The organism is Nocardioides sp. NPDC059952 (assembly GCF_042730435.1).
GTDB lineage: Bacteria > Actinomycetota > Actinomycetes > Propionibacteriales > Nocardioidaceae > Nocardioides.
Map to the genome: position 1 here is coordinate 1 of NZ_JBHWLY010000083.1, position 24,926 is coordinate 24,926.

The 24,926-nt window shown below is 69.1% G+C and carries 25 protein-coding genes and 1 other RNA gene; 14 read left to right on the plus strand and 12 right to left on the minus strand.

Annotated elements, in window-relative coordinates; all coding sequences use genetic code 11:
• Positions 1-44 precede the first annotated feature (44 nt).
• Positions 45-695: an ion channel gene (locus tag ACFV9G_RS25790; protein WP_378731409.1), complete on the minus strand. Its 651-nt coding sequence runs from the start codon at positions 693-695 to the stop codon at positions 45-47.
• Positions 696-738: 43 nt separating this feature from the next.
• Between ACFV9G_RS25790 and ACFV9G_RS25795 the strand changes: the two genes are divergently transcribed.
• On the plus strand, positions 739-1,953 hold the full coding sequence (locus ACFV9G_RS25795; RefSeq protein ID WP_378731411.1) for a PQQ-dependent sugar dehydrogenase: 1,215 nt from the start codon (positions 739-741) through the stop codon (positions 1,951-1,953).
• A 3-nt stretch (positions 1,954-1,956) separates the two neighbouring features.
• On the opposite strand, the gene ACFV9G_RS25800 is transcribed toward ACFV9G_RS25795, so the two are convergent.
• Positions 1,957-2,166 carry a hypothetical protein gene (locus ACFV9G_RS25800; RefSeq protein ID WP_378731413.1) on the minus strand — a complete coding sequence of 70 codons (210 nt, stop codon included), beginning with the start codon at positions 2,164-2,166 and terminating at the stop codon, positions 1,957-1,959.
• A gap of 158 nt (positions 2,167-2,324) precedes the next feature.
• On the opposite strand from ACFV9G_RS25800, the gene ACFV9G_RS25805 reads away from it, so the two are divergent.
• The 3 genes from ACFV9G_RS25805 to ACFV9G_RS25815 are packed head-to-tail and all read left to right on the plus strand — an operon-like array spanning position 2,325 to position 5,502.
• On the plus strand, positions 2,325-3,815 hold the full coding sequence (locus ACFV9G_RS25805) for a circularly permuted type 2 ATP-grasp protein (RefSeq protein WP_378731415.1): 1,491 nt from the start codon (positions 2,325-2,327) through the stop codon (positions 3,813-3,815).
• The gene (locus ACFV9G_RS25810) at positions 3,815-4,744 is read left to right on the plus strand and encodes an alpha-E domain-containing protein (RefSeq protein ID WP_378731417.1); all 930 of its coding nucleotides are present in this window, start codon (positions 3,815-3,817) and stop codon (positions 4,742-4,744) included. Before ACFV9G_RS25805 ends, ACFV9G_RS25810 begins: the two co-directional genes overlap by 1 nt.
• A 14-nt stretch (positions 4,745-4,758) precedes the next feature.
• Complete coding sequence (locus ACFV9G_RS25815; RefSeq protein ID WP_378731419.1) at positions 4,759-5,502, plus strand: transglutaminase N-terminal domain-containing protein; 744 nt, start codon at positions 4,759-4,761, stop codon at positions 5,500-5,502.
• A gap of 6 nt (positions 5,503-5,508) precedes the next feature.
• Here the strand turns inward: ACFV9G_RS25815 and ACFV9G_RS25820 are convergent, their stop codons facing one another.
• Both ACFV9G_RS25820 and ACFV9G_RS25825 read right to left on the minus strand, forming a co-directional pair.
• Positions 5,509-5,820 carry a 4a-hydroxytetrahydrobiopterin dehydratase gene (locus ACFV9G_RS25820; protein WP_378731422.1) on the minus strand — a complete coding sequence of 104 codons (312 nt, stop codon included), beginning with the start codon at positions 5,818-5,820 and terminating at the stop codon, positions 5,509-5,511.
• A gap of 53 nt (positions 5,821-5,873) precedes the next feature.
• Positions 5,874-6,299 carry a tetratricopeptide repeat protein gene (locus ACFV9G_RS25825; protein ID WP_378731424.1) on the minus strand — a complete coding sequence of 142 codons (426 nt, stop codon included), beginning with the start codon at positions 6,297-6,299 and terminating at the stop codon, positions 5,874-5,876.
• 88 nt (positions 6,300-6,387) lie between these two features.
• On the opposite strand from ACFV9G_RS25825, the gene ACFV9G_RS25830 reads away from it, so the two are divergent.
• The gene (locus tag ACFV9G_RS25830) at positions 6,388-6,579 is read left to right on the plus strand and encodes a DUF1918 domain-containing protein (RefSeq protein ID WP_045551181.1); all 192 of its coding nucleotides are present in this window, start codon (positions 6,388-6,390) and stop codon (positions 6,577-6,579) included.
• A gap of 13 nt (positions 6,580-6,592) precedes the next feature.
• Positions 6,593-6,957: RNase P RNA component class A (gene rnpB / locus ACFV9G_RS25835), an RNA gene on the plus strand.
• Between the two features lie 166 nt (positions 6,958-7,123).
• Here rnpB and ACFV9G_RS25840 read toward each other — a convergent pair.
• Positions 7,124-7,765 (minus strand): TetR/AcrR family transcriptional regulator, encoded by a 642-nt coding sequence (locus ACFV9G_RS25840; RefSeq protein ID WP_378731426.1) that lies wholly within the window; start codon positions 7,763-7,765, stop codon positions 7,124-7,126.
• Positions 7,766-7,928: 163 nt separating this feature from the next.
• Here ACFV9G_RS25840 and ACFV9G_RS25845 point away from each other — a divergent pair, with 163 nt between their 5' ends.
• From ACFV9G_RS25845 to ACFV9G_RS25860, 4 genes are read left to right on the plus strand one after another with little or no spacing between them, the layout of a single operon-like run.
• Positions 7,929-9,536, plus strand: a complete 1,608-nt coding sequence (locus ACFV9G_RS25845; protein WP_378731427.1) for an MFS transporter — start codon at positions 7,929-7,931, stop codon at positions 9,534-9,536.
• Positions 9,537-9,585: 49 nt separating this feature from the next.
• A complete protein-coding gene (locus ACFV9G_RS25850; protein WP_378731429.1) occupies positions 9,586-10,761 on the plus strand; it encodes a cytochrome P450 in 1,176 nt (391 codons plus the stop codon).
• Positions 10,758-10,946, plus strand: coding sequence for a ferredoxin (locus ACFV9G_RS25855; protein ID WP_378731431.1), 189 nt, complete (start codon positions 10,758-10,760; stop codon positions 10,944-10,946). The genes ACFV9G_RS25850 and ACFV9G_RS25855 overlap by 4 nt, the downstream gene beginning before the upstream one ends.
• Positions 10,943-12,076 carry an NAD(P)/FAD-dependent oxidoreductase gene (locus tag ACFV9G_RS25860; RefSeq protein WP_378731433.1) on the plus strand — a complete coding sequence of 378 codons (1,134 nt, stop codon included), beginning with the start codon at positions 10,943-10,945 and terminating at the stop codon, positions 12,074-12,076. Before ACFV9G_RS25855 ends, ACFV9G_RS25860 begins: the two co-directional genes overlap by 4 nt.
• A 72-nt stretch (positions 12,077-12,148) precedes the next feature.
• On the opposite strand, the gene ACFV9G_RS25865 is transcribed toward ACFV9G_RS25860, so the two are convergent.
• Genes ACFV9G_RS25865 through ACFV9G_RS25890 form a run of 6 tightly spaced genes read right to left on the minus strand, consistent with a single transcriptional unit; the run spans position 12,149 to position 18,716 of the window.
• Positions 12,149-13,870 carry a CocE/NonD family hydrolase gene (locus tag ACFV9G_RS25865; RefSeq protein WP_378731435.1) on the minus strand — a complete coding sequence of 574 codons (1,722 nt, stop codon included), beginning with the start codon at positions 13,868-13,870 and terminating at the stop codon, positions 12,149-12,151.
• Positions 13,867-14,781 (minus strand): MBL fold metallo-hydrolase, encoded by a 915-nt coding sequence (locus ACFV9G_RS25870; protein ID WP_378731437.1) that lies wholly within the window; start codon positions 14,779-14,781, stop codon positions 13,867-13,869. Before ACFV9G_RS25870 ends, ACFV9G_RS25865 begins: the two co-directional genes overlap by 4 nt.
• Positions 14,781-15,686, minus strand: coding sequence for an alpha/beta hydrolase (locus tag ACFV9G_RS25875; RefSeq protein WP_378731439.1), 906 nt, complete (start codon positions 15,684-15,686; stop codon positions 14,781-14,783). Before ACFV9G_RS25875 ends, ACFV9G_RS25870 begins: the two co-directional genes overlap by 1 nt.
• 6 nt (positions 15,687-15,692) lie before the next feature.
• Positions 15,693-16,802, minus strand: coding sequence for an FAD-dependent monooxygenase (locus tag ACFV9G_RS25880; protein ID WP_378731441.1), 1,110 nt, complete (start codon positions 16,800-16,802; stop codon positions 15,693-15,695).
• Positions 16,803-16,811: 9 nt separating this feature from the next.
• Positions 16,812-17,819, minus strand: a complete 1,008-nt coding sequence (locus ACFV9G_RS25885) for a phosphotriesterase (protein WP_378731443.1) — start codon at positions 17,817-17,819, stop codon at positions 16,812-16,814.
• A 3-nt stretch (positions 17,820-17,822) separates the two neighbouring features.
• Entirely contained in the window at positions 17,823-18,716 is an 894-nt protein-coding gene (locus tag ACFV9G_RS25890) for a hypothetical protein (protein ID WP_378731445.1), read from the minus strand.
• Between the two features lie 290 nt (positions 18,717-19,006).
• On the opposite strand from ACFV9G_RS25890, the gene ACFV9G_RS25895 reads away from it, so the two are divergent.
• Complete coding sequence (locus ACFV9G_RS25895; RefSeq protein WP_378731447.1) at positions 19,007-22,156, plus strand: MMPL family transporter; 3,150 nt, start codon at positions 19,007-19,009, stop codon at positions 22,154-22,156.
• Positions 22,157-22,187: 31 nt separating this feature from the next.
• Here ACFV9G_RS25895 and ACFV9G_RS25900 read toward each other — a convergent pair whose 3' ends face one another.
• Positions 22,188-22,859 carry a TetR/AcrR family transcriptional regulator gene (locus ACFV9G_RS25900; protein WP_378731449.1) on the minus strand — a complete coding sequence of 224 codons (672 nt, stop codon included), beginning with the start codon at positions 22,857-22,859 and terminating at the stop codon, positions 22,188-22,190.
• A gap of 87 nt (positions 22,860-22,946) precedes the next feature.
• Here ACFV9G_RS25900 and ACFV9G_RS25905 point away from each other — a divergent pair, with 87 nt between their 5' ends.
• The 3 genes from ACFV9G_RS25905 to ACFV9G_RS25915 all read left to right on the plus strand — a co-directional run.
• Entirely contained in the window at positions 22,947-24,569 is a 1,623-nt protein-coding gene (locus ACFV9G_RS25905) for an acyl-CoA carboxylase subunit beta (protein ID WP_378731451.1), read from the plus strand.
• Positions 24,566-24,802 carry an acyl-CoA carboxylase epsilon subunit gene (locus tag ACFV9G_RS25910; RefSeq protein WP_378731453.1) on the plus strand — a complete coding sequence of 79 codons (237 nt, stop codon included), beginning with the start codon at positions 24,566-24,568 and terminating at the stop codon, positions 24,800-24,802. Before ACFV9G_RS25905 ends, ACFV9G_RS25910 begins: the two co-directional genes overlap by 4 nt.
• A gap of 21 nt (positions 24,803-24,823) precedes the next feature.
• Positions 24,824-24,926 (plus strand): biotin carboxylase N-terminal domain-containing protein (locus ACFV9G_RS25915; RefSeq protein WP_378731455.1); only part of this gene is annotated, 103 nt, incomplete at its 3' end.

The window sequence follows — 24,926 nt, forward strand, 5'->3', positions numbered from 1 at the left end:
GGCCGTACGCCGGCTGGGGTCGACCAGTTCGCGGACTCCGCCGGCTACACGCGTCGCGCCCTGGCGGCCGCCAGCCCGACCAGGCGAGCGACCACCATGGCGACGTAGAAGACCCCCGCGATCTGCTCGATCATCACCACCGAGCGCGCGTGCGGGAGCACCGGCACGATGTCGGAGAGGCCGACCGAGGTCAGCGTCGTGAACGAGAGGTAGAGCAGGTCGAACCACTGCCGGTGGTCGCCGAACGAGCCGGGCCAGATCACCTGGGCCGCCGCGTACAGGTAGGCGAAGGCCCAGGCCACGACGGTGAACGCGGCACCTGTCGCGAAGAGCTCGTCGCGGGTAACCACGTCGTCGTGGAAGAGATAGCGGATCATCGCGTAGGAGACAAACAGGTAGAACGGGACGTGGAAGAAGGCCGAGGTCAGCACGACCCAGCCCTCGTTCGGCGCGACGGACTCCCACACCGCGAAGATCGTCGCCGGTCCGCCGAAGATGATGGCCGCCCAGGAGAAGGCCGGAGTCATGCGTACCGCCGCGACCGCTGCCAGCAGGAGCAGCAGCTGGAGCACACCCAGTCCGGCGCGGCCGGCGGTCGAGCCGTCGAGGAAGGGGTAGGCCAGAATCGCCACCACCTGTCCGAGCAGCAGCACCGCGGAGGGGTGTTCGCGCATCGCCCTGATCACGTTCGTCACAACCGCACACCCTAGAGCCCACCGGGCCAGTAGCGTCGACACCATGCGCGCTGCCATCGCCCTCGCCTCCGTGATCGCTCTCGGGCTCTCGACCGCCGCGTGCTCCGGAGACTCCTCTCCCGCCTCCACTCCCCCGCCGCTGAACCCGTCGGGCTCGCCGAGCGCCTCCGCGAGTGCCTCCTCGTCGGCTCCTCCGGCCGTGCTGCCGACCTCCGACCGGGTCCCGGAGCTCGACGTCGAGGTGGTCAACGACGGGCTCGACCACCCCTGGGACGTCGCCGACATCGGCGAGGACCGGTTCCTGCTCACCGAGCGCGACCGGGCGGTCCTCTCGCTGGTCGAGGGCGGCGAGCGCCATGAGATCCCGCTCGAGGACAACGACATCTGGGTCTCCGGTGAGACCGGGCTGATGGGGCTCGAGATCGACCCGGACTTCGCCGAGAACCGGCGCATCTACACCTGTCAGGGATGGAACGACGGCCAGGACGTACGCGTGATCTCCTGGACCCTCGACGCCGGACTGACCAGGGCCACCCAGGAGCGGACCCTGATCGACGGCTTCCCGACCTCGTCGGGAAGACACGGTGGCTGCCGGCTGCTGATCACTGCCGACGGGGCGCTCTGGGTCGGCACCGGCGACGCCGCGAACGAGGAGAACCCGCGAAGCCTCGACTCCCTGGGCGGCAAGACGCTCCGGCTCGACCCGGAGACCAGCAAGCCCTGGCCGGGGAACCCGTGGGCCGGCGACGAAGGACCGCGCCGATTCATCACCAGCTTCGGCCACCGCAACGTGCAGGGGCTGGCCCAGCGCTCCGACGGCACGGTCTGGTCGATCGAGCACGGCTCCGACCGCGACGACGAGGTCAACGAGATCACCCTCGGCGGCGACTACGGCTGGAACCCCGGCCCCGGCTACGACGAATCGGTGCCGATGACCGACCAGGACCTGCCCGGACAGCAGATCGAGGCGGCCTGGGACTCCGGCAACCCGACCGTCGCGACCGGTGGTGGCACCTTCATCCCGGTCCAGGACCGCTGGGGCGCCTACGGTGGGGCACTCGCGGTCGCCGTGCTCAAGGACCAGGAGCTGCGGATCCTCTCCTTCGACGAGTCGGGGAAGCTCACCGACGACAGCTCACCCGAGGTCATGCATGACTACGGGCGGCTGCGTACGGTCTCGCTGACCGCCGACGGCGACCTGCTGGTCACCACCGACAACGGCGATGAGGACGTGCTGCTCCGGGTGACCCCACGCTGAGGATCAGCGGTCCTCGTTGCCCGCATCGCCCTCCCAGGCCCTGTCCTCCTTGTCCCAGCGCTCGTTGTTCTCCTGAGCGTGCTCCAGCGCTCGGGAGGCCTCGGCGTGGGAGGCGTAGGGACCGAGACGGTCCTTGGCCTTGCAACCCTGGTACGGCTCGACGGTCTTGTGCTTGAGGCAGTAGTAGAACTCGCCCGCGTGCTCGTCGCTCATGCCGCCACCTCCGTAGAGGAAGGGCAAGAGTACGGACGCGGCGGCATGATGATCTGATTGCTCACTCGCTGGCGCTCGCTCATGCTGCCAACCTACCGTTGTGCGAGATGTTCGCGTGGGCAACAGCGCTGTTACACGGATTTCAGTAGGTTGCCTTCATGAGCCAGATGTTCGACGCCTACGAGACTCGGGATCCGGCCTTCGACGAGATGTTCGTCGGCAGCGAGCTCCGGCCTCCCTACCAACGGCTGGGCGACTCGCTGCGCCGGCTCAGCGCGGCGGAGCTGATCAGCCGGGTCGAGGCGATGCAGGCCAGCTACCTCGACCAGGGCGTCACCTTCGACATCGGCGGCGAGGAGCGGGCCTTCCCGCTCGACATCGTGCCGCGGGTCATCGAGCGGGACACCTGGGCGACGATCGACAAGGGGGTCCAGCAGCGGGTCAAGGCGCTGGAGCTGTTCCTCGCCGACATCTACGACGAGGGCAACGTCTTCGACGACGGGGTGATCCCGCGCGAGGTGATCACCACCTCCAGCCACTACCACCGCGCCGCCGCCGGGGTGCACCCGCCCAACGGCGTACGCGTCCAGGTCTCGGGCATCGACCTGGTCCGTGACAACAACGGCGAGTTCCGGGTGCTGGAGGACAACGTGCGGGTCCCGTCGGGGGTCTCGTACGTGATGACCAACCGTCGCGCGATCTCGGCCGCGCTCCCCGAGACGATCGCCGAGCACCGGATCCGGCCGGTGGCCAACTACCCGCAGAAGCTCCTCGCGGCGCTGCGCGCGGCCGCTCCCGCCGGAGTCGCCGACCCGACCGTGGTGGTGCTGACCCCGGGCGTCTACAACGGCGCCTACTTCGAGCACGCGCTGCTGGCCCGGACGATGGGGGTCGAGCTCGTCGAGGGGCGCGACCTGGTCTGCCGCAACGGGCAGGTGCTGATGCGTACGACCAAGGGGCTGGCCCCGGTGCACGTCATCTACCGGCGCATCGACGACGAGTTCCTCGATCCGGTGCACTTCCGGCCCGACTCGATGCTCGGCTGCGTGGGCCTGATCGACGCCGCCCGGATGGGCAACGTGACGCTGGCCAACGCGGTCGGCAACGGGGTCGCCGACGACAAGCTCGTCTACACCTACATGCCCGACATCATCCGCTACTACCTGGGCGAGGACCCGGTGATCCGCAACGTCGACACCTGGCGGATGGGCGAGGCGTCCTCCCGCGAGGAGGTCCTCGACCGGCTCTCGGAGCTGGTGCTCAAGCCCGTCGACGGCTCCGGCGGCAAGGGGATCGTGATCGGGCCGGCGGCCTCGACCCGCGAGCTGGAGGTGCTGCGCGGCAAGATCCTGGAAGACCCCCGCTCGTGGATCGCGCAGCCGGTGGTGCAGCTCTCCACGGTCCCGACCTTCATCGATGGAGATCTCGGGGCGCGGCATGTGGACCTGAGGCCGTTCGCGGTCAATGATGGCGACAAGGTCTGGGTTCTTCCCGGTGGCCTGACTCGGGTGGCGCTCGCAGAGGGTGAGCTGATCGTGAACAGCTCCCGTGGCGGCGGCTCGAAGGACACCTGGGTGCTCGCCGGACCGACGTCGTCCCGGCCGTCCGGTCGGGGTCAGGGTCAGTCTCAAACGCAGGGGGTTGCGTGATGCTGAGTCGCATCGCCGAGTCGATGTTCTGGATCGGGCGCTATGTGGAGCGTGCCGAGGACACCGCGCGCATCCTCGACGTACAGACCCAGCACATCCTCGAGGACGCCGCCACCGACGAGGAGACCGCCTGCCGCTCGCTGCTCGCGGTGATGGGCATCGAGATCTCCGCGGAGGAGAAGGTCGGGCTGCCGCAGATGCTGGACATGCTCGCCTACGACACCACCCAGCCGACCTCGATGGCCTATGCGCTCGGCGCGGCCAGGGAGTCGGCCCGCGGGGCCCGGGAGACGCTCTCGGTGCCGTTGTGGGAGGCGCTCAACACCACCTACCGGGCGATCCCGGCCGGCCAGTTCAAGCACATGCGGGCTCCGTTCATCTTCGGCTGGGTGCGCGACCGGGTGGCTCAGATCAACGGCACCGCCGACGCGACGATGATGCGGGACGAGTCCTGGCAGTTCCTGATGCTCGGGCGCTACGTCGAGCGCGCCGACATGACCTCGCGGCTGGTCGCGACCACGTCGCTGACCTCCGCCGGCGGCGCCTCGCAGTGGAACTCCACGCTGCGTGCCTGCGGGGCGTACGACGCGTTCCTGCGGGTCAACAAGGGGGTCGAGACCGAGCAGGCGGCTGCCGAGTTCCTGCTGCTGGACCGGATCTTCCCGCGCTCGGTGGTGCATGCGCTGCAGCGGGCCGAGGGGGCGCTGGACACCCTGGAGGGGACGACCCGCCGCGCCGGCTTCACCGATGAGGCCCACCGGCTGATCGGCCGGATGCGGGCATCGCTGGAGTACCGCTCGCTCCACGATCTGCTGGCGGACCTGCCCGCCGAGATGGAGCGGCTCCAGGTCACCTGTGCCGAGGCCACCGAGGCGGTCACCAAGCGCTACTTCGCCGGTGCCGAGGCGCTGGCCTGGCAGCCGATCTGAGGAGTCTGATCGAGATGAGCATGCAGTTCCGCATCGTGCACACCACGACCTTCGCCTACGCCGGCCCGGCGGTCGCCTCCTACAACCAGACGCGGCTGACGCCCTTGACCACGCCCGACCAGATCGTGGCCCATCACCGGATCGACGTCTCGCCCAAGCCGTGGACCTATGAGTACAAGGACTACTTCGGCAACGAGGTCACCGCGATCGAGGTGCTCGAGGCGCATCGTGCTCTGAAGGTCTCCGCGACCAGCACCGTCCACGTCGACCGGAAGCCCGGGGCGGCGCCGGTGCTGACCTGGGACGAGGCCGCCCTGCCCGGTGTCGCGGACCGGTTCATCGAGTTCCTCGGCCTGCCCCCTCTGGTCGCGCCCGGCGAGGAGCTCGCGACCCGGGCCAAGGCGATCGCCTCCTCGGCGGGGATGCCGGGCGAGGCCGCGGTCGAGATCGCCCGGGCGGTCGCCGAGGCCGCTCCCGCCGATGCCGCCCACCAGCTGCTCGGCGCGCTGCGTACGGTCGGGATCCCGGCGCGCTACGTCTCCGGCTACGTCTACCCCGGCGGCGCCCACTCCTGGGTGGAGTGGTGGGACAACGGGTGGCACGGGATCGACCCCGCCACCGGCACCGAGCCCGGCGACGCCTACGTCGGTGTGGCCACGGGCCGTGACCACACCGACGTCAAGCCGCTGGGCGGGATCTACTCGGGCCCCGAGGAGCCGGTCGTCGAGGTCAGCGTCGAGATGACGCGACTGGCCTGAGCCGGCTCAGAGCGCGGACTCCGCCGAGAGCCCGTTGATCACCTTCGCCAGCGCGATGTCCCGGCTGGTGACGCCACCGGCGTCGTGGCTGGAGAGCCGGATCTCGACGTACGGGTAGCGCAGGTCGATGTCGGGGTGGTGGTTGGCCTCCTCGGCCTTCGCCCCGATCGCGTTGACCAGCGCCAGACCGGTGACGAAGTCACCGGTCTCCACGCGGGCGACGATGCTGGCGGCCTCGCCGCTGGTGTCGAACGTCCAGCCCGCCAGGTCCTCCTGGGCGACCTGCTCGGCGTTGAGGGTCGTGGTGTCAGGTTCCATACCCCCACCCTGCCACCGCCGAGGCCACCGCGTCACGCGGGTCACCGCCGACCTCACTCCTGGCGCTGGTCGAGCCGGTTGCGTACGCGGTAGACGGCTGCGTGATGGTCGTAGTCGTCGCTCATCACGGCCGCCAGGCGCAGCGGGCCGAGCGCGTCCTCGAGACGGTCCTGGCGCTCCAGGACACGGCCCAGCGAGTGCTGGCTCCAGGCGTCGCTGGGGTCGCGCTCGACGAGCCAGCGTAGCTCGGCCTCGGCCTTGGCGAGCTGGGCCCGCAGCATGTAGGCCCACGCCCGCATGCTCCGCAGCCCGATGTTGTCGGGGTCATCGGCCAGCGCCGGCTCCAGGATCTCCAGCGCCTCCACCGGGAAACGCCGCGAGAGCAGGTCGTGGGCCGTCCGGTAGGCCACCTCGTGGGCGCTCTGGCCCGGGAAGACCACAGCCGGGGCTACGTACTCGAAGTCTTCGTTCTCCATCATCACACCCTCCGAACGCGATACCCCTCCACCGTATTCCATCCAGACCCGCGATGGGAGCACCATGGTGAGGGTTAGGAGGTGAACGCGCATGCACGCATCAGTAGGTGACCACCTCGTCGTCATGGGCCAGCACGTCGGCGACCACATGCGAGAGGCCGAGATCATCGAGGTCAGCCACCCCGACGGCAGCCCGCCCTACCTCGTACGCTGGAGCGACAGCGACCACGAGTCGCTCGTCTTCCCCGGTCCGGATGCCCACATCGAGCCCGCCTCACACTAGACTTTTGTGCGGACGGGCTGGCCGGGCGATCGCGTCGTAGAGATACGTCGAGGAAAGTCCGGGCTCCACAGGACAGGGTGGTGGCTAACGGCCACCCGGGGTGACCCGCGGGACAGTGCCACAGAGAACAGACCGCCGCTACCCTCCAGGTAGCGGTAAGGGTGAAACGGTGGGGTAAGAGCCCACCAGTCCTCGTGGTGACACGAGGAGCTAGGTAAACCCCACCCGGAGCAAGACCAGACAGCGTACGACGGTGCTAGTTCACTGGGAGGGCGGTCCGCCCGAGTGCGCGGGTAGGTTGCTAGAGGCCATCGGCAACGATGGTCCGAGATGGATGGTCGCCGACTACAGAACCCGGCTTACAGGCCAGCCCGTCCGCTTTCCTGGCTTTGACCAGCGTCAGTCCATCTCCGAGCGCCGTTTGGAGAACAGCCCGGACGGTCTCGGCCGCGTTCCGGGCTCCCTCGCGGCGACAGGGACTCTGACAGATAGGCCTCATCAAGATCCGGGCGGCGCCCAGGCGTGACACCGGGCCCCGCAACACTCATGCCGGGTCGCGCTCAGCCTGAGCAGAGCCGCACCCGATGGTTCCGCACCAGCTCTCGGTCAGCACCGTGAGGACCTCGTCACGATCGACGCCCCAGTGCCCCGGCGTCCAGTGTCGTGCGACATGGTCGAGCTCCGTGAAAGCGATGACACCGCGCAGGCGTCGGGTCGCCGGAGCGAAACGACCGGCACGGTTGAGCCCTTCGGTGATGTCACCGACCACCTCGTCGGTCCACTCGTCGAGCAGCGCCTGGATCTCGGGGTCGACCGCGGCCGCCTGGAACGCGGTGACGGTGTAGGGACGAATGGCGTCCCAGTGGGCGGAGACACCCTCGAGCCACCCGCGAATCCGCTTTTCGCCGCCATCGGCGACCACGTCGACCAGCTCACGTGCCGTGCTCCCATGATCCTCGGACGGGACCCGGCCGAGCTCGACGTTGAGTCGCTCTCTGATGAGCGCCTTCATCAGCTCCACCTTCGAGGGGAAGTGAGCGTAGAAGGTGGCGCGGGTGGCACCCGCGGTCGAGGCGATGTCGTCGACAGTCGTCGACGCGTACCCCTTCTCGCCGAAGAGGTTGAGGCCGGTGTCGAGGAGGAGCTCATGGGTCATCCGCTTCTGGGCTGCGCGCAGGTTGGCCATGGCGCGACTCTAGTGCGATCAGCCACGGCTCACGGAGCCGCCACGATCAGAAGACAGTGAGACGTGTGACTTGACACACCGTCTAGTGACATGTCAGATTGCCTGGGTCCGGTCGTGATGCCGATCACACTCGGAGACGGCTCGAGCCCCCAGGAGTCCCCTCATGTCCACAGCAGTGGCGCCGGTGAAGGCGTCCCGATACACCGCGACCGTGGTCGCGGGCTGCTTCGCAGTTCTCCTCGCCCAGGTCGCCTACTCGTTGCCCGGCGCCCTCAACGGCACCTTCCAGACGGAGTTCTCCGCCAGCGGCACCGATCTGACCTGGATCAGTGCTGCCTTCGCGATCCCGATGGTCGTCTTCGAGCTGACGACCGGCGTGATCGGCGACCTCTTCGGCCGCAAGCGTCTGCTGCAGGTCGGCGCGCTCCTCACCGCCGCCGGCGGAGTGGTGACGTACGCCGCCGGCAGCGTCGAGGTTCTGTGGGCAGGTCAGATCGTGGCTGGTCTCGGTGCCGCCGTCCTCTACCCGATCTCCCTCGCGATGATCGCCGCGCTGGCACCGAGCGCGGAGCAGCGCGCGAAGTCGATCGCGCTGTGGGCCGGATTCCTCTCGATCGGTGCGGCCATCGCGCCGATGCTGGGTGGTGCCCTCGCCTCCGCAGGCAACTGGCGTGCGGCGTACCTCATCGTCGTCGCGGCCGCCGCGGTCTCCATCCTGGTCACGTTCGCCGCCACCGACTCCTCCGCACCGGAGGGACGCAAGCTCGACATCCCCGGCCAGGTCACCCTCGCGGTCGGCCTGATCGCACTGCTCTTCGCGGCCACCCACGGCTCGGAAGTCGGGTTCGGCCAGCCGATGATCATCGGTGCGGCCGGCCTCGGCGTGATCCTGCTCGCCGCGTTCGTCCGGATCGAGCTGCACACCGAGGTGCCGCTCGTCCAGCTCGGTCTGTTCTCCAACCGTGCCTACGCGGTGGTCGCGATGGCGACCGTGATCGGCATGTTCGCGTTCCTCGGGATCTGCTTCTCGATGTCGATCTGGCTCGGCGCGATCCAGCACCAGGAAGCCGTACGCATCGGCATCCTGTTCCTCTTCATCCAGGGACCGGCCTTCGTGCTGGTGCCGGTGGTCTCGCGCCTGATCAGCAACGTCTCGCCGCGCTGGGTGCTCAGCATCGGATTCGCATCGATGGCGGTGGCCGGCATCTGGTGCTCCACCTTCGACGTGAACGACATATCGTGGACCCGGTTCATTGCGCCGATGCTGGCGCTGGGTATCGGGTTCGCGATGACAGTCGGCTCCATAACGGCCGTCGCGATCAACACCGTCCCGCTGCGTCTGGCCGGGATGGCCTCGGCGACCACCAATCTGCTGCGCGATCTGGGCTTCGCGCTCGGGCCGGTGCTCGTCGGAGCAGTCGCGACCGCGTCGGCCAACGCCCGCCTGGTCGCCGACCTGGAGGGCGTGGTCGGCAAGCTCGTCGGCTCCGGCACGCTCGATGAGACGCGCGCGGGCGCGGCGGTCGGGATCGGACACGAGGGCGGCGCGATGGCGCTCAACTCGATGCCGGTCATCCCCGGAGGCGAGCCGGTGCCGATGCCGACCGAGATCGCCAACCTGGCCATGGAGTCCCTGGGGGCGGCGTACAACCTCGCCTTCCTGGTCTGCGGCGTCTGCGCCGCCGCTGCCGCGGTCCTCACGCTGGTGGGGCTTGTGGGCGCCCAGGCACCGGCCGAGCTCGATCCCGCTGAGGCGCCGGCGACGGCCTGATCCTTCGACTCCGACCCTCGACCTGTCCATCACGACCATCTGGAAAGCCATGAGCACACCACCGAATTCCGACGTCAACCTCTTCGACGATGAGATCCTGATCGACCCCTACCCGACCTACGTGGCCCTGCGCGATCTCGGCCCGGTCGTCCACCTGCCGCTCAACGATGTCTACGTGCTGACCCGCTACGACGCGATCCGGAGAGCGCTCGGTGACCCAGCCGCGTTCTCCTCGGCCGGCGCGATCGGGTTCAACCCGGCGGTCAACGAGGCGCTCGCCGGAACCTCGCTTGCCTCTGACCCGCCGGACCACACCCGGCTGCGCGCGGCGCTGACCGAGAACCTCTCACCGCGGGCCTTGCGCGGCCTGAAGCTCCAGATCGAGGAGAAGGCCGACGCGCTGGTTGCCGACCTGGTCAGGCGCGGCTCCTTCGACGCGATCGACCAGATCGCACGGGCCTTCCCGCTCGAGGTCGTCGCCGACCTGATCGGCTTCACCGGCGACGTACGTACCAACATGCTGCGCTGGGGCCAGGCCGCGATGCAGGTGATCGGGCCGATGAACCAGCGCACCGCGGAGAGCTTCCCGATCGCCGGTGAGCTGTATGCCTGGTGCTCGAGTGTCACCGCCGGCGATCTGCAGCCGGGCTCGGTCGGACGAGGCGTCTTCGACGCCGAGGCCCGCGGCGACGTCCCGCCGGGCACGGCCGGCCACATCATCCACCAGTATCTCGGGGCCGGCGTCGACACGACCGTCGCCGCGCTCGGCAACACCATCGCCCTGCTGGGCCGGCATCCCGAACAGCTCGCCGCGATCCGTGCCGACCGTAGGCTGGTCCCGGCCGCGTTCAACGAGGTGCTTCGCTTCTGGGCACCGGTGCATGTGTGGGGCCGGCGCGCTACCCGTGAGGTCGAGATCGACGGTTTCCTCGTTCCGGCGGGCGCGCACGTCGGGGTTCTCTTCGGTGCGGGCAACCGCGACCCGCGGCACTTCGAGGAGCCCGACGTCTTCCGCGTCGAACGCAACCCGGTCGACCACCTCTCCTTCGGGTACGGACCGCACGGCTGTGCTGGGCAGGGCCTCGCCCGGCTCGAGGTGCATGCCGTCATCGAGGCGCTCGCACGCCGCGTCGCACGGCTCGACCTCGGCGGCGAGGTGCGGGTCGCCAGCAACATCACCCGGAGCATCGAGGAGCTCCCCGTCACGAAGGTCGTCTCCGCATGAAGATCCTGCTCGACCGCCCGCGCTGCGAGGGCCATGGCCTGTGCGAGGAGGCCGCTCCCGACCTCATGCACCTCGATGACGACGGTGAGCTCGTCATCGACGTCGACGAGGTCGGTGAGGCCGACGCCCGGGCCGCCAGCGCTGCGGCCCGGGTCTGCCCGGTAGCCGCGCTCCGCATCGGATGAGCGCGTCGACGGAACGAGTCGTCGTCGTGGGCCACGGCATCGCCGGGCTCACCAGCGCCGATGCGCTGCGCGAGGCAGGGTTCGACGGCGACCTCATCATCATCGGGGACGAGCCCGCCTACAGCAGGCCGGCGCTCTCCAAGGCGCTCCTCGCCGATGCCGCCGACCAGGCGAGCACGGCGCACGAGCTGCCGCCCAGTGACCACGGCGCCGAGGAGATCCTCGGCACCCGCGCATCCGGACTCGATCAGGCACGCAAGGTCGTCGTCCTGACGAATGGCAAGGAAGTGGCGTACGACAAGGTCGTGATCGCCACGGGCTCCCGCGCACGGAGGCTCGGCGACGGGCCCGGAGAGATGACGCTACGCTCCCTCGCCGACGCACAGGCTCTGCGCGAGCGCGTCACCACCGCCCCGAGCATCGTTGTCGTCGGTGGCGGTCCACTCGGTATGGAGATCACCTCCGGCGCGCTCGCCCGAGGGTGCCGGGTGAGCGTCGTCTCCCAAGGACCGCCGCTCGCCGCGCAGCTCGGCGCCCACCTGTCTCGAGTCTTCACCATCGCCGCCCGCGAGCGCGGCGCGAACGTCGTCGAGACGGCCGGCGCCTCCATCGTCGGCCGCGGCCGGGTCATGTGCGCCGACGGGACCGAGGTGAGCGCCGACCTGGTCCTCACCGCCGTCGGAGACGTACCCAACACCGAGTGGTTGGCCGGATCGGGCGTCCTACCCGCCGGCCGTGGCCCGGTCCACGTCGACGAGCGCTGTCTGGTCACGCCCGACGTCGCGGCCGTCGGCGACCTCGCCGCCGTGCCCGTCCCCGGCGGCCACCGGCGTACGCCCTTGTGGAACAGCGCCATCGAGCAGGCCAAGGTCGCAGCGACCGCGCTGCTGCACGGCCAGGACGCCCCGGTGCTCGAGCCGAGGCCGTACTTCTGGACCGAGGCGTTCGGGCTGAGCCTCAAGGCCGTAGGCCCGATGCCGGCCTCCGGCCGACCCGAGTACGTCGACGGTGGTCCCGGCGGGCCGGCGCTGATGCGCTGGCGCCATGCCGACGGACCGGCCACCGTGGTCGCGCTCGACTACCGCATCCCGATCCCCAGGATGCGGCGCCTGGCGGCCGCTGCCGGCTGAACGCGCGACACCAGAAACAGCACCGGGGCCGGTCCATGACAGGACCGGCCCCGGTGCTTTTGGGTGGCGTGATCAGCTCGTGGCGAACGGCAGCACCAGCCGCGACGGATGCTCGGCATCGCGGTAGATCTTGTGCGTGGTCGGTCGCCCGATGGGCAGGTGGAACGAGTCGGGCGGGAGCAGCGCGTTGTGCTCGTCCTGCATCGGCTCATTGGCGGAGAGCTCCACGACGAGCCGGTGACCCGGCAGGATCGTGGCCGCGAACGGGTAGATGCGCAGGACGTACTCGTTGATCTCGCCGGGCACCACCGGCACCCGGCGGGTGTGCGGGTGGATCGGGCTGCCCTCGGTGGTGCGCTCCAGGTCGAGCTCTCGCTGGCTCGCCTTCAGGTAGGCGGTGGACACGAGCCGGCGCTTGCCCGAGGGCGCGTAGTCCCAGATCCGGGCGATGAAGTTGGTGTCGTCCTGGTCGATCTCGGCGTACACATGGAACGCGCCGGTGCCCAGCAGCTCCATCGGCTCCTCGAGCGCCGGGGTGGACCAGGTCAGCATCCCGATGGTGTCGGTGGTGATGATCGGCGCCTGGAAGTAGCCCTCGTAGCCGGCGACGTCGGTGCCGAAGCGCTCGGGCGTCTCCGACAGCTTCTGACGGCCGCGCAGGTAGAGCGCCTTGTGCTCGGCCTGCTTCGGCGGCCATGACTCGGCCTCGACGTAGTGCCTCGTGCCCTCCATGAAGACCGAGACGGCCGGCTCCTTCTCGACACCGTTGTCGATGCCCTTGAGCCACTTGTCGTACCAGCGGAACATCTCGTCGTGGTCCTCGACCCATGGCCGTGACTGCATCGGCGGGTAGGGGCCGATGGTCAGCTTCTTGTGCTTCGAACCGATGTTGAGGAAGGTCTCGATCGTGGAGTCGAGCGTCCAGCCGCGGCCCTGCTCCATCGTGAGCCAGACCGGGATGTCGATGTTCTTGGCGAGATTGACCGGGTTGCGCTCCTCGTACCACTCGCCGTCGAGGTCGTTGGTGATGATGTCGAACCACGCCTCGTGGTGCTTCGGGTAGTGCAACGTGTGGACGAGGTTCGGCCAGGCCTGGACGTCGGGGTCGGCGAGACGTTGGGCCACTCGGGCCTTCACCTCCTCCTCGGGCACGCACTCGAGCATCCGTGAGGTGGTGCGGTCGGTGAACGCCCAGCCGGAGTCACCGCCTCGCCCCTCGCGGGCTGCGCGCGGCATGAACCACATGACGCCGCCGTGGTAGGTCGTCTCGTAGAAGTCGTAGTGGCCACCGGAGACGAAGATCGCCTTCAGCGAGGGCGGGCGCTCGGCCGCCGCGAGCACCTGCATCGAGCCGAAGTAGGAGATGCCGATCATGCCGACGTTGCCGTCGCACCACGGCTGCGCAGCGACCCACTCGATGAAGTCGTACGCATCCTGGCCCAGCGGCACACCACCGGCGTTGTAGTTGCCGACGTGGTCGCCCTCGGAGGCTCCTGAGCCACGCAGGTCACCGATCACGTGGACGTAGCCTTCGGCCACGACGCGGGCGATGTCACCGGCCTCGATGCAGCCGTCCCACAGCGGGGACGGCCGGCGCTGCGGCGGGATGGTCAGGGCGAGCGCCTGGAGCTCCTTGCCGTAGGGCGAGAGCGCTACCAGCGCGGGGCGCGGGCCTTCGACGTCGCCGCCGTAGGCATCGGCGGCGAGCTTCACGCCGTCGCGCATGGGCACGCTGAGGTCCTTGTGGACGGTGATCTGCTCGGTGCCCGCCTGGATCGTGCGGATGTCGGTCATGAGTGCTCCTTCAGCATCCGGTAACCGTGAAGGGAGGTGAAGAACGGCGATGGCTCCAGGGTCGGGTCTCCCCCGTAGCCGAGCTCGGTGGCAATCTGTTCGAAGGGCGAGCAGCGCGAGTCGGTCTCGACGGGCTGGAAGCCGGTGATCGCAGCCCGGATCTCGGCCTCCCGGGCCAGGCTCGCCTCCAACGCCTCGCGAGCGCCGGCGGCGTCGAGCACGACCGGGAACGGGCTGCCATCGGCGCGCCGGTAGGGGTGGCCGAGGAACAGCCGGCCCGGCTCGAGGGCGAGCACCTTCTGCAACGAGGCGCGGTAGGCAGCGGGATCCTCGAACCCCGGGAAGCCGCTGGCCGCGCCGTAGCCCTGCGCCGCGTCGCCGATGAAGACGTCGTTCGGCCCCTCGATGACGTACGCCACTGCGCCGGGCGTGTGCCCCGGCACCGCGACGATGCGCACCGAGACCCCGCCGAGGTCGAGCACGTCACCGTCCGCGACGGTCAAGGAGGGCGTCATCTCACCCGAGATCGCCTCGAGGACCTCGGCCGACTTCTCCGCTTCGAGTGCGGTCGCGTCCATGTAGTCGCCGCGTAGCGCGAGGGCCTCCTCGACGTGCGCACGCCGGGAGCTGAGGAAGTGTGCGTCGGTCTGCGAGATGACCACCTTCGCCTGGCGGCCGGTGGCCTCCCACAGTGCGTGGGCACCTCCGACGTGGTCGATGTGACCGTGCGTCAGCAGGATCCACCTCACGTCCTCGATCCGTCTCCCGAGCTTCTCGAGCTCGGCGGGCACCGCGGCGGCTGATGCGGCGACTCCGGTGTCGACGAGGGCGAGCTCCGGGGCGTCGATGAGGAAGCTGAGAAGCGCGAACCGCCCCCAAGGAGCGGCGATCGGGTGGACATCGACGGCCATCAGCCCTCCCGCAGGAACTCGGTGATGGTCTCGAAGACCTGGGCGAACTCCGGGATCTGAGAGAAGTTCTGGACGAACCCGTGGTTCGCGCCCTCCCAGCGCACCGCGTTCACCTCGACCCCGGCCTCCCGCAGCCTCTGGGCATAGCGCTCCCCCTCGTCGCGCAGCGGGTCGAACTCCGCGGTCACGACCAGCGCCTTGGGCAGGCCCTCGAACGAGGTCCGCTTGATCGGCGAGACGAGCGGGTTGTCCGGGTCGGCGCCGGAGTCGAGGTAGAACGCGTTGAACGGCTTCAAACCGGCAGTCTCCAGGCCGTAGCCGGTCGCGTTCTCCACCAGTGACGGGTAGCGCGTCTCGTCGAAGTCGAGGTCGAGCGAGGGGTAGAAGAGGATCTGGTGGGTCACGGCGTCGTAGCCGTCGTCCGTGGCCATCGCGGCCACCGCCGCCGCGAACGTGCCGCCGGAGGAGTCGCCCGCGACAGCGAGCGTCGAACCGTCCCAGCCGAGCTTCTCGCCGTTCTCCTGCACCCACCGCACCGCGGCGTAGCAGTCGTGGAGGCCCGCCGGGAACTCGTTCTCCGGAGCCAGCCGGTAGTCCACCGAGACGACCTTCAGACCGGTCGCCCTCGCGAGATGGCGCGCGACGTGGTCGTGGGTGTCCAGCGACCCCAGGAAGAACGCGCCGCCGTGGAAGTAGACGATGACACCGGACGCGTCGGTGGAGTCGGCGTAGAGCCTGACAGGTACGTCACCCGCCGACATGTCCTCGACCGACGCGATCGGCAGCCGGTCCCCGAGCGGCGGAACCTGGCTGGCCTCTCCGGCGCGCATCGCGACCGGGTCGAGCACGGCGGAAGGGGCGGGAAGCGTCGCCAGAACCTTGGCGACCTCGGGATGGATGGGCATCTGTGATCAGCCCTCCTGACGTCCGGAGTTCGGCTTCTGACCAGGAAAGACGTCATTGACCTCGTCCTCGCTCCAGCCCTGACGGGAGATCCGCTGCAGCTCGTCGGTGACCGGCTTGCGCTCGGCGACGTACGCCTCGAGCGCCTCCGGCACCGAAGCCGCCGCGACCAGGGCGCCGGCAAGAGCGCCGGCGTCCAGGATTGCCGAGTTGGCGCCCTGGCCCTGGTGATGGCACATGGCGTGGGCGGCGTCGCCGAGCAGGACCACCGAGTCGGTGGACCACCGCTCGACGGGGTCGATGTCGTAGACCGCGCGCTTGTTGACCGCGGCGAGGTCGAGCCGTCGGGTGGCGTCGACGATGCGCGGGTCGAAGCCCTCCACGGTCTTCAGGATGTAGTCGAGGTCGACCTCGGGCGCCCAGGTGCCGTCGACGTCCAGGGCGGTGATGTCGAAGGAGACCTGGCCCCGGGAGAGCAGCGGGAGGAGGTAGACCTTGGTGCCGCGGCCGATGTACATCCGCAGCTTGCCGTCGGCGACCAGGCTCAGCAGGTCGGCGTCCTCGACGACGACTCGGTAGGCGTGCTCCCCGGCGAAGACCGGCTGGGAATCGGTGAAGAGCTGCTCGCGGATCACCGACTTGATCCCGTCGGCGGCGACGACCAGGTCGTAGGTCTCGCTCCGGCCATCGGCGAAGCTCAACGTCGCGCTCGGGCCGTTGTCGGCGATCTTCTCCAGCCGGTGACCGAGCTTGACCATGCTCTTCGGCAGGGTGGCGAAGAGCGCCTCGATGAAGTCACCGCGGTGGATCAGGTGGGTGGTCACTCCGTGCGCGTCGACCTCGGGCCAGATCTCCTCGGCGATCGGGTGACCTTCGGCGGTGAGGATCTGGAAGGACTCCGAGGCGTTGGAGACGCTCGTGATGGCCTCCAGCTCACCCCAGGCGCGGAACTGTGCCAGCGAGGAGGGTCGCAGCCCGATCCCGGCGCCGACCTCCTTGATCTCGGAGGCCTGCTCGTAGACGGTGACGTTCGCGCCGGCCACGGTGAGCGCCTTGGCGGCGGCCAGGCCGCCGTAGCCGCCGCCGACGATCGCGATGGTGAGGTTCTTCAGGTCCATGGTGGTCTTTCAGTTCGTGGAGAGGGAGGACAGCGCGGGGCTCTGCTGGCCCAGGCTCTGCTGATCCAGGAAGGCAGCGGGGAGCTCGACGAAGATCCGGTGGATCGTCTCCTCGATGACACCGTTCTCGCGCAGGGCGGGCAGCAGGGTCTCGAAGAGGTAGTTGACGGTGTGGCCCTTGACGCCCGGCCAGCCCAGGGGCGAGCAGTTGGCGTCCGCGGAGGCGAGGACGGAGTCGACCAGGCCGTCGCGCAGGTAGCCGAGGAAGTGCTCGAGCCGCTCGGCGCGGGGACGCCCCCAGAACGGCGGGTCTGGCAGCTCCAGGTCGTAGCCGAAGGTGTCGAAGCCGATCCGCCCGCCTTGCGCAGCGATCCAGCGGTCCTTCACCTTGCCTTGGGAGACACCGTCGTCGGCGTGACCGAAGAGCACCCGGTGCAGCGGCAGCCCCTCCTCGGCGAAGACCTCGACGGCCGGCTCGACGTCGACGGCGAGATGAGTGAAGATCGGCACTCCGGTGGCGAGGGCAGCACGGGCGGCGGCCCGGTAGATCCGCAGGTCCAGCGGCTTCATCCGGAATCCGCGGGAGACACCGACCTTGATGATCCCGGCTCGTGCGGTGGTGCCGGGGATGCCGACGGTGATCTCGTGGACGAACTGCTCGGTCAGGTACTCCACGGAGGCCCGCTCGAAGAACGGCAGCGCCGTGTCGCCGCCGACGAACCCGGTCGAGGCGACGATGTGCACTCCGGTCTTCTCCGAGAGCGACTGGTAGTAGGGGACGTCGCGGCCGTTGCAGATGCCGGTGGCGTCGACGAACGTCGCAGCACCGTAGGGCCGAGTGTTCTCGGCGAACCTCCGCAGCTTCGGCACCGTCTCCTCGTAACGGACCTCGGGGCTCTTCCACCACCGGGTGTCCAGCTCCGAGCCCGGCATCCCGTAGCCGATGTGCTCATGGATGGCGACGAAGCCGAGCTCCTCGACCGGAATCGTCCCCAGGACGGTGTTCACAGAACCCATCGCTCAGTCCTCCTTCACGGCCAGCAACGTGGCCGGATTCGTGATCAAGATCTGGTCGGCGAGCTCACCGGGCAGGTCCGCCCGCACGGCGGAGATCAGATGGTCGTACGCCGCCTCCGGCACCTCGTGGCCGAAGGCCTGCCCCGCTCCCCCGGTGGCAAGGAGGATTCGATCCGCGTGCCCCGCCTCGGCCAGCGCCACGGCCTCGGATGTCTCGGTGAGGACGACGTACGCACCCTGCTCGGCCAGCTTCGCGGCGGAGGATCCCGGGCTCGAGACCGCGACCCGACTGGCGCTCAGGTCCTCCTGGGTAATGACGGCGAGCTCGGCGACCGCATCGGCTCCGGCCACGAACGTGACCGGCACGCCGGTTGCCAGCGCGGCGCGGGCCGAGCCGCGTAGCAGCTCGACGTCGGTGGGCGTAGCCCCCTCGGCGGTCACCGCGGTAGCGATGACCCCTGCGTGTCCGCGGCGCTCCACCCGCGGCACGACCATGCCATCGGTGACCTCCGCACCGAACAGGTCTGCCCACTTCTCGGCCGGCCACGGGGTCGGCGGGTTGGTCTGCGGGGTCAGGAAGTAGCCGCCCAGCATGCCCTCCGGCCCTTGTCCCGTGGAGGCGATCAAGTGGACGCCGGTGGCGCGGGAGAGCGCCTCGTACAGCCGCAGGTCGCGACCGGCGAACTGTCCCGTGACGTCAACGACGCCTTCGCCTCCTGACTGCTTGAAGGCGCGCAGCTTGGTCGCCAGCGTCTCGAAGACCGCCGCTCGGTCGAGGGTGATGTCGTAGGCGTACTGCGCGCCGGGCAGCACCGACAGAAGCGCCTCGTTGGTCAGCGTCACCCCCAGGTCGCCGGAGGGAACCGGCCCCAGGACGGTGTTCACGATCTTGCCCATGTGTCTCCTTCGCAGCACGACTCGACCACCCTGTGGTCGCAGTCACAGTAAGCTTCGGTAGACATCATGTCAAATGACTAGACTATTTGTCGTGCCGTGGGTGCGGTCCCCGATTCCGGGGATGCTGCACGGCGGCCCTCTCCCCTGTCGCGGGATCCCGCTACCGTGCTTGAGCAGCACGCGCCCACACTCCGGACGTAGCCGTGGGGACCCGGATCACCGTCCCGCGGACCTGGGAGCGCCGGGCGCCCCGCGGCTCATGCGACGAGGCCGCAGAAGGGAGCAGCGTCGTGGCAGGTCTCCTCCGTCGGCTCGGTGGCCTCTGTGCCCGGCACAGCCTCCTCGTCATCGGTGCCTGGATCCTGGTGCTCGTCACCGTGGTCGTGGCCGTCTCGACCCTCGGCGCCAAGACCAGCAACGACCTCGCACTGCCTGACACCGGTAGCCAGGAGGCGAAGGACCTGCTGTCTGAGCGGTTCCCGCCCCAGCAGAACGGCGTCAACCCGATCGTCTTCCACGTGAGCAAGGGGAAGCTGACCGACTCCGCCAACAAGCAGGCCGTCGACGACGCGGTGAAGGAGATCGGCAAACAGCCGCACGTCCACACCGTCACCAACCCGCTGAGCAGCGACGGACAGACCGCCGGCCTGCTGTCGAAGGACGGTCGAACGGCCTTCGCGCCGGTGCTGATGGACGTCGGGTCCGGCGACCTGACCGAGGAGATCGCAGGCAACGTCCTGGACGCCACCCACCCCGCACAGGACGCGGGCATCACCACCGCGGCCGGCGGCTCGATCGGCTCGACGCTGTCGACGGACGAGTCCAGGACCAGCGAGGTCGTCGGGATCATCGCCGCGATGATCATCCTCAGCCTCGTGCTCGGGAGCCTGGTGGCCATGGGGCTGCCGATCATCACCGCCATCGTCGGTCTCGGCGTCGCTCTGGCCACCGTCGGGCTGGCCGGCCACCTCCTCTCGATCCCGACCGCCGGGCCGACCCTGGCCACCATGATCGGCCTCGGCGTGGGCATCGACTACGCCCTCTTCCTGATCACCCGCCACCAGGATCAGATGCGCGACGGGATGCCGATCCGCGAGTCGATCGCGCGTGCGGTGGCGACGTCCGGCAGCGCCATCGTCTTCGCCGGCTGCACCGTCGTGGTGGCCCTCCTCGCGCTGGGCGTGGCCGGCATCCCGCTGGTCTCCGCGCTCGGGTACGCCTCGGCCATGGCCGTGGTCGCCGCCGTCCTGGTGGCGATCACCCTGCTGCCTGCGTTCCTGGGGTTGCTGGGCCACCGGATCAGCTGGGCCTCGCTGCCGGCGTTCATGCGTCCGGGACGTCGGCGCGGCAGGGGCCTGTGGGCGAGGTGGGCCGGAGTCGTCCACTGCCACCCGTGGGTGGTCGCGGGCGTCTCGCTCGCGGCCCTGGTGCCGCTCATCGTCCCGGTGCTCAGCCTCGAGCTCGGCCAGGAGGACGTCGGTGCCACCTCGAAGGAGACGACCGAGCGGCAGGCGTACGACCTGATCAGCGCGGGACTGGGCGTCGGCTACAACGGTCCGCTGCAGGTCGCCTCGTCTTTCGACCCGCCCGCGGCCCCGAGCGAGGAGTACACCCAGAAGTACGACCAGGCGATGTCCCTCAAGTCCGACCTCGAGAAGAAGCAGAAGGAGCTGCCCCAGCAGGAGCAACAGCTCAAGGACCAGCAGGCAGAGCTCGAGGCGGAGCAGGCACAGCTCGAAGAAGAGCAGGCGTCCCTGGAGCAAGCGAGCGCGCAGCTGCAGGCGCAGCAGGCCGACCTCGAGCGAGAGGCAGCTGCGCTGCGCGGGCAGCAGGCGGACCTCGAGCGGCAGGCCGACGCGCTGCGTGCCGAGCAGCGGAGGCTCGAGGCCGAGCAAGCACGCCTCGAGGCCCGCCGGGACCAGCTGCGACGCGAGGCGAGACGACTGGCGATGCAGGCCCGGCCGCTCGTCCGGGAGCTCGTACGCCTCCGCGCCCGCGAGCGCGTCCTCGAACGTCGCATCGCCCGCGCCGAGCAGGACGGCGACGAGGCCCGGGTGGAACGGCTGCAGGCCCGCCTCGACGCGGTGGAGGCCGAGCAGGCCTCCGTCCAGAAGAAGCTCGTCCCGCTGGAGAAGGAGGCACGCAGCCTCGCCCGGCAGGCCCGCCGGCTGCAGGCGCAGGCACAGCGCCTCCAGCGACAGGCCGACGCGCTGCAAGGGCAGGCCGACGCGCTGCAACGGCAGAAGGCCGAGCTCGAGCGTCAGGCAGCCTCGCTGCAGGCCCAGGGTGACGATCTCCAGGCGCAGGGCAACGCGCTCCAGGCCCAGGCCGACTCGCTGCGCCGGCAGGGGGACGCGTTGGAGCAGCAGGCGGCAGAGCTCCAGAAGAAGGCCGACGACCTCAAGGCCGAGCAGCAACAGGCCGAGGAGGAGCAGAAGGAGGCCGAGCAGCTGCAGGACGAGCTCACCCAGATGATGACGGCGGCGGGCGGCGACGAACGTGGCACCGATCTCCGCGTGGTGAACCTGCAGCAAAGTCTCTCGGACACCGACGGGGTCGCGGCCCTGACCCCACCGCAGATCAACAAGAAGGGCGACGTCGTCCTGCTCTCCGCCGTACCGACGACCTCCCCAGCCTCGGACGACACCGCCGACCTCGTCGGGCACGTCCGCGACTCCGTGCTGCCGAAGACGAGCGAGGGCACGGGCGTCACGTCGTACGTCGGTGGCTACACGGCATCCTACGTCGACCTGGCCTCCCTCATCTCGGCCCGGCTGCTGCTCGTCATCGGGACCGTCATCCTGCTCGGCTACCTGCTGCTGATGGTGGCCTTCCGTTCGCTGCTCATCCCGCTCCAGGCGGCGGTGACCAACCTGCTCTCGGCGGCCGCCGCGTTCGGCGTCCTCACCGCCACGTTCCAGTGGGGCTGGGGCATCGACCTGCTCGGCATCGACACGGCGTCCTCGACCGTGCCGATCGCCAGCTACGTACCCCTGATGATGTTCGCGGGCCTGTTCGGGCTCTCGATGGACTACGAGGTGTTCCTCGTCAGCCACGTCCAGCAACACGTCCACGAGGGGGCCGAACCCCGGCAGGCGGTCCACTCAGGGCTGGTCGCCAGCGCCCGGATCACCACGGCCGCGGCCCTCATCATGGCGTCGGTGTTCGCCAGCTTCATCCTCGACCCCGACCCGACGATCAAGCAGTTCGGCGTCGGCCTCTCGGTAGCGGTGCTGCTCGCGGGCATCCTCGTGGTCACCCTTGCGCCGGCAGCGCTGGTGATCTTCGGGCGTTCTGCCTGGTGGCTGCCCGGATGGCTCGACAAGGTTCTCCCCCACATCTCGATCGAGGGCGAGCCGGAGCCGGCCGGGACTCCGGACGTCTCGGAGACGCCCCGTCACCGGGACGACCAGGACACCGGGGTGTCGTACGAGCGGTGATCGGCCCCCGACCTCGGGTGCCGTCTCGGCCTCATTGATCGAGGTTTCGGACGGCGATGCCTTCCAGCGCTCTCTTGACTGCCTTCTCCACGGCCGAGGCGGGAACCCCGGCCGGAACGACGAGCATCCCGATCGATGCCTCGCTCTCGTCGGCGAAGGTGCGATGGACTGCGGCCAGTGCCTGCTCGATCTCCCGCTGAGGGTCCGTGCACTCGCGTCGAAGCCACCGGCGAAGTACGCGGTTGTGTGCCGCGACGACTGCCGCTGCGGTCATCTCGGCACGGAGCTCCGCCTCTGGCGAGGCGTCGGCCCAGTGACTCAGGTATCGACGGAAGAGACGCTGGTAGCGCGCCCCACTCACCAGCTCACGCTCACGGAGCGCCGACACGGTGGAGGTGAGCCCGTAGCGCTCCCGCGCACGCTCGCCCTCCGCGACGTAGTGGAACAGCACGATCTTGACCGCGTCGGTGACGGCGGCGAGACCGGCGTTGGGGGGCGAGGAACGCAGTCGCTCCTCGATCCGGCCGAGGAGCTCGTCGTGGTCGGGGAAGATCACCGCTTCCTTGGACCCGAAGGAGCGGAAGAAGGTGCTGCGGCTGACGCCCGCTTCGGACGCGATGTCGTCGACCGAGGTGGCGGCGTACCCCTTGATCCCGAACAGGCGAAATGCCGCGTCGGAGATCTCGTCACGCGCTGCTGCCATCACTCTCCTTTTTGGATCGATCCCTGGACATCATGCCCCATGACACTTAGTCTCACTCATTGACACTGAAGTTCACAAGGAGTCCCGTTGAGCGCCGAGCCCACCACCGCACCCGATTCCCCGGGCGCCGAGATCGACCTGCACACGACTGCCGGGAAGCTGGCCGAGCTGGAGCGTCGTGTTGACGAGGCCGTCCATGCCGGTTCCGCGAAGGCGGTGGAGAAGCAGCACGCGAAGGGGCGTCAGACCGCTCGTGAGCGGATCGAGATGCTGCTCGATGAGGGCTCCTTCCAGGAGGTCGACGAGCTGGCCCGGCACCGGTCGGTCGCGTTCGGGCTGGAGAAGAACCGGCCCTTCGGTGATGGCGTGGTCACCGGCTACGGCACCATCGAGGGCCGTCAGGTCTGTGTGTTCTCCCAGGACTTCACCGTCTTCGGTGGGTCGCTGGGTGAGGTCTATGGCGAGAAGATCACCAAGATCATGGACCTGGCGATCAAGACCGGGTCCCCGCTGATCGGGATCAACGAGGGCGCCGGCGCCCGGATCCAAGAAGGCGTCGTCTCCCTGGGCCTCTATGGCGAGATCTTCAAACGCAACGTCCACGCCTCCGGGGTGATCCCGCAGATCAGCCTGATCATGGGCAACTGTGCCGGCGGGCATGTCTACTCCCCCGCGGTCACCGATTTCACGATCATGGTCGACAAGACCTCGGCCATGTTCATCACCGGCCCTGATGTGATCAAGACCGTCACCGGTGAGGACATCACCATGGAGGAGCTGGGCGGTGCCCTGGCCCACAACTCCAAGTCCGGGGTGGCCCACTACATGGGCGCGGATGAGGCCGACGCGATCGACTACGTCAAGGCTCTGCTGTCCTACCTGCCCTCGAACAACATGGAAGAGCCCCCGGCTTTCGAGGAGACGGCCGATCTGGAGATCTCCGACCTCGACCGCGAGCTGGACACCTTCATCCCCGATGGCGGGAACCAGCCCTACGACATGCACGAGGTCATCGCCCACATCGTCGATGATGAGGAGTTCCTCGAGGTCCAGCCGCTGTGGGCACCCAACATCCTGATCGGGTACGCCCGGATCGAGGGCCGCCCCGTGGGGATCGTGGCCAACCAGCCGATGCAGTTCGCCGGCTGCCTCGACATCGACGCCTCCGAGAAGGCCGCCCGCTTCGTCCGCACCTGCGACGCCTTCAACGTCCCCGTGATCACCTTCGTCGACGTCCCCGGGTTCCTACCCGGCACCGACCAGGAACACAACGGCATCATCCGCCGCGGCGCGAAGCTGATCTACGCCTACGCCGAGGCCACCGTCCCCCTGGTCACCATCATCACCCGCAAGGCCTACGGCGGCGCCTATGACGTGATGGGCTCCAAACACCTCGGTGCCGACATCAACCTGGCCTGGCCCACCGCCCAGATCGCGGTCATGGGCGCCCAGGGCGCGGCCAACATCGTGCACCGCAAGACACTGGCAGCGGTCGAGGCCGCCGGTGGGGACGTCGAGGCCAAGCGCGCCGAGCTGATCGACGAGTACGAAACCACCCTCGCCAACCCCTACATCGCCGCCGAACGCGGCTACATCGACGCGGTCATCCCACCCCACGAGACCCGCAGCGAGGTCGTCCGCGCGCTGCGGCTGCTGCGCACCAAGCGGGAGACCCTGCCCGCGAAGAAGCACGGGAACATCCCGCTGTGACCGCGCCTCAGGAACCGGCCGAGGACCCGACCGCCCAGCAGAAGCCCCTGCTCAAGGTCATCGACCAGAACGCCAGCCCTGAGGAGATCGCCGCCATCGTGGCCGTCTTCGCCGCCCTCGGTTCAGGCCAGGCACCCACAAAGAAGCCGCGCTCCCTGTGGGCCACCCCCAAGCTGCGTACCCCCATCCACCCCGGCCCCAACGCCTGGCGCGCCAGCGCGTTCCCGAGCTGAACGTCGTAGAAAGCAGACACCGTGCCTGAACTGACAAAGGTCTTGATCGCCAACCGCGGTGAGATCGCCGTGCGAGTGATCCGTGCGTGCAAGGACGCCGGGATCGGCTCGGTCGCGATCTACG

Coding starts and splice junctions, on each gene's coding strand:
- ACFV9G_RS25795 (WP_378731411.1), top strand. CDS start 739: ATGCGCGCTGCCATCGCCCTCGCCTCCGTGATCGCTCTCGGGCTCTCG.
- ACFV9G_RS25800 (WP_378731413.1), bottom strand. CDS start 2,166: ATGAGCGACGAGCACGCGGGCGAGTTCTACTACTGCCTCAAGCACAAG.
- ACFV9G_RS25805 (WP_378731415.1), top strand. CDS start 2,325: ATGAGCCAGATGTTCGACGCCTACGAGACTCGGGATCCGGCCTTCGAC.
- ACFV9G_RS25810 (WP_378731417.1), top strand. CDS start 3,815: ATGCTGAGTCGCATCGCCGAGTCGATGTTCTGGATCGGGCGCTATGTG.
- ACFV9G_RS25815 (WP_378731419.1), top strand. CDS start 4,759: ATGAGCATGCAGTTCCGCATCGTGCACACCACGACCTTCGCCTACGCC.
- ACFV9G_RS25820 (WP_378731422.1), bottom strand. CDS start 5,820: ATGGAACCTGACACCACGACCCTCAACGCCGAGCAGGTCGCCCAGGAG.
- ACFV9G_RS25825 (WP_378731424.1), bottom strand. CDS start 6,299: ATGATGGAGAACGAAGACTTCGAGTACGTAGCCCCGGCTGTGGTCTTC.
- ACFV9G_RS25830 (WP_045551181.1), top strand. CDS start 6,388: ATGCACGCATCAGTAGGTGACCACCTCGTCGTCATGGGCCAGCACGTC.
- ACFV9G_RS25840 (WP_378731426.1), bottom strand. CDS start 7,765: ATGGCCAACCTGCGCGCAGCCCAGAAGCGGATGACCCATGAGCTCCTC.
- ACFV9G_RS25845 (WP_378731427.1), top strand. CDS start 7,929: ATGTCCACAGCAGTGGCGCCGGTGAAGGCGTCCCGATACACCGCGACC.
- ACFV9G_RS25850 (WP_378731429.1), top strand. CDS start 9,586: ATGAGCACACCACCGAATTCCGACGTCAACCTCTTCGACGATGAGATC.
- ACFV9G_RS25855 (WP_378731431.1), top strand. CDS start 10,758: ATGAAGATCCTGCTCGACCGCCCGCGCTGCGAGGGCCATGGCCTGTGC.
- ACFV9G_RS25860 (WP_378731433.1), top strand. CDS start 10,943: ATGAGCGCGTCGACGGAACGAGTCGTCGTCGTGGGCCACGGCATCGCC.
- ACFV9G_RS25865 (WP_378731435.1), bottom strand. CDS start 13,870: ATGACCGACATCCGCACGATCCAGGCGGGCACCGAGCAGATCACCGTC.
- ACFV9G_RS25870 (WP_378731437.1), bottom strand. CDS start 14,781: ATGGCCGTCGATGTCCACCCGATCGCCGCTCCTTGGGGGCGGTTCGCG.
- ACFV9G_RS25875 (WP_378731439.1), bottom strand. CDS start 15,686: ATGCCCATCCATCCCGAGGTCGCCAAGGTTCTGGCGACGCTTCCCGCC.
- ACFV9G_RS25880 (WP_378731441.1), bottom strand. CDS start 16,802: ATGGACCTGAAGAACCTCACCATCGCGATCGTCGGCGGCGGCTACGGC.
- ACFV9G_RS25885 (WP_378731443.1), bottom strand. CDS start 17,819: ATGGGTTCTGTGAACACCGTCCTGGGGACGATTCCGGTCGAGGAGCTC.
- ACFV9G_RS25890 (WP_378731445.1), bottom strand. CDS start 18,716: ATGGGCAAGATCGTGAACACCGTCCTGGGGCCGGTTCCCTCCGGCGAC.
- ACFV9G_RS25900 (WP_378731449.1), bottom strand. CDS start 22,859: ATGGCAGCAGCGCGTGACGAGATCTCCGACGCGGCATTTCGCCTGTTC.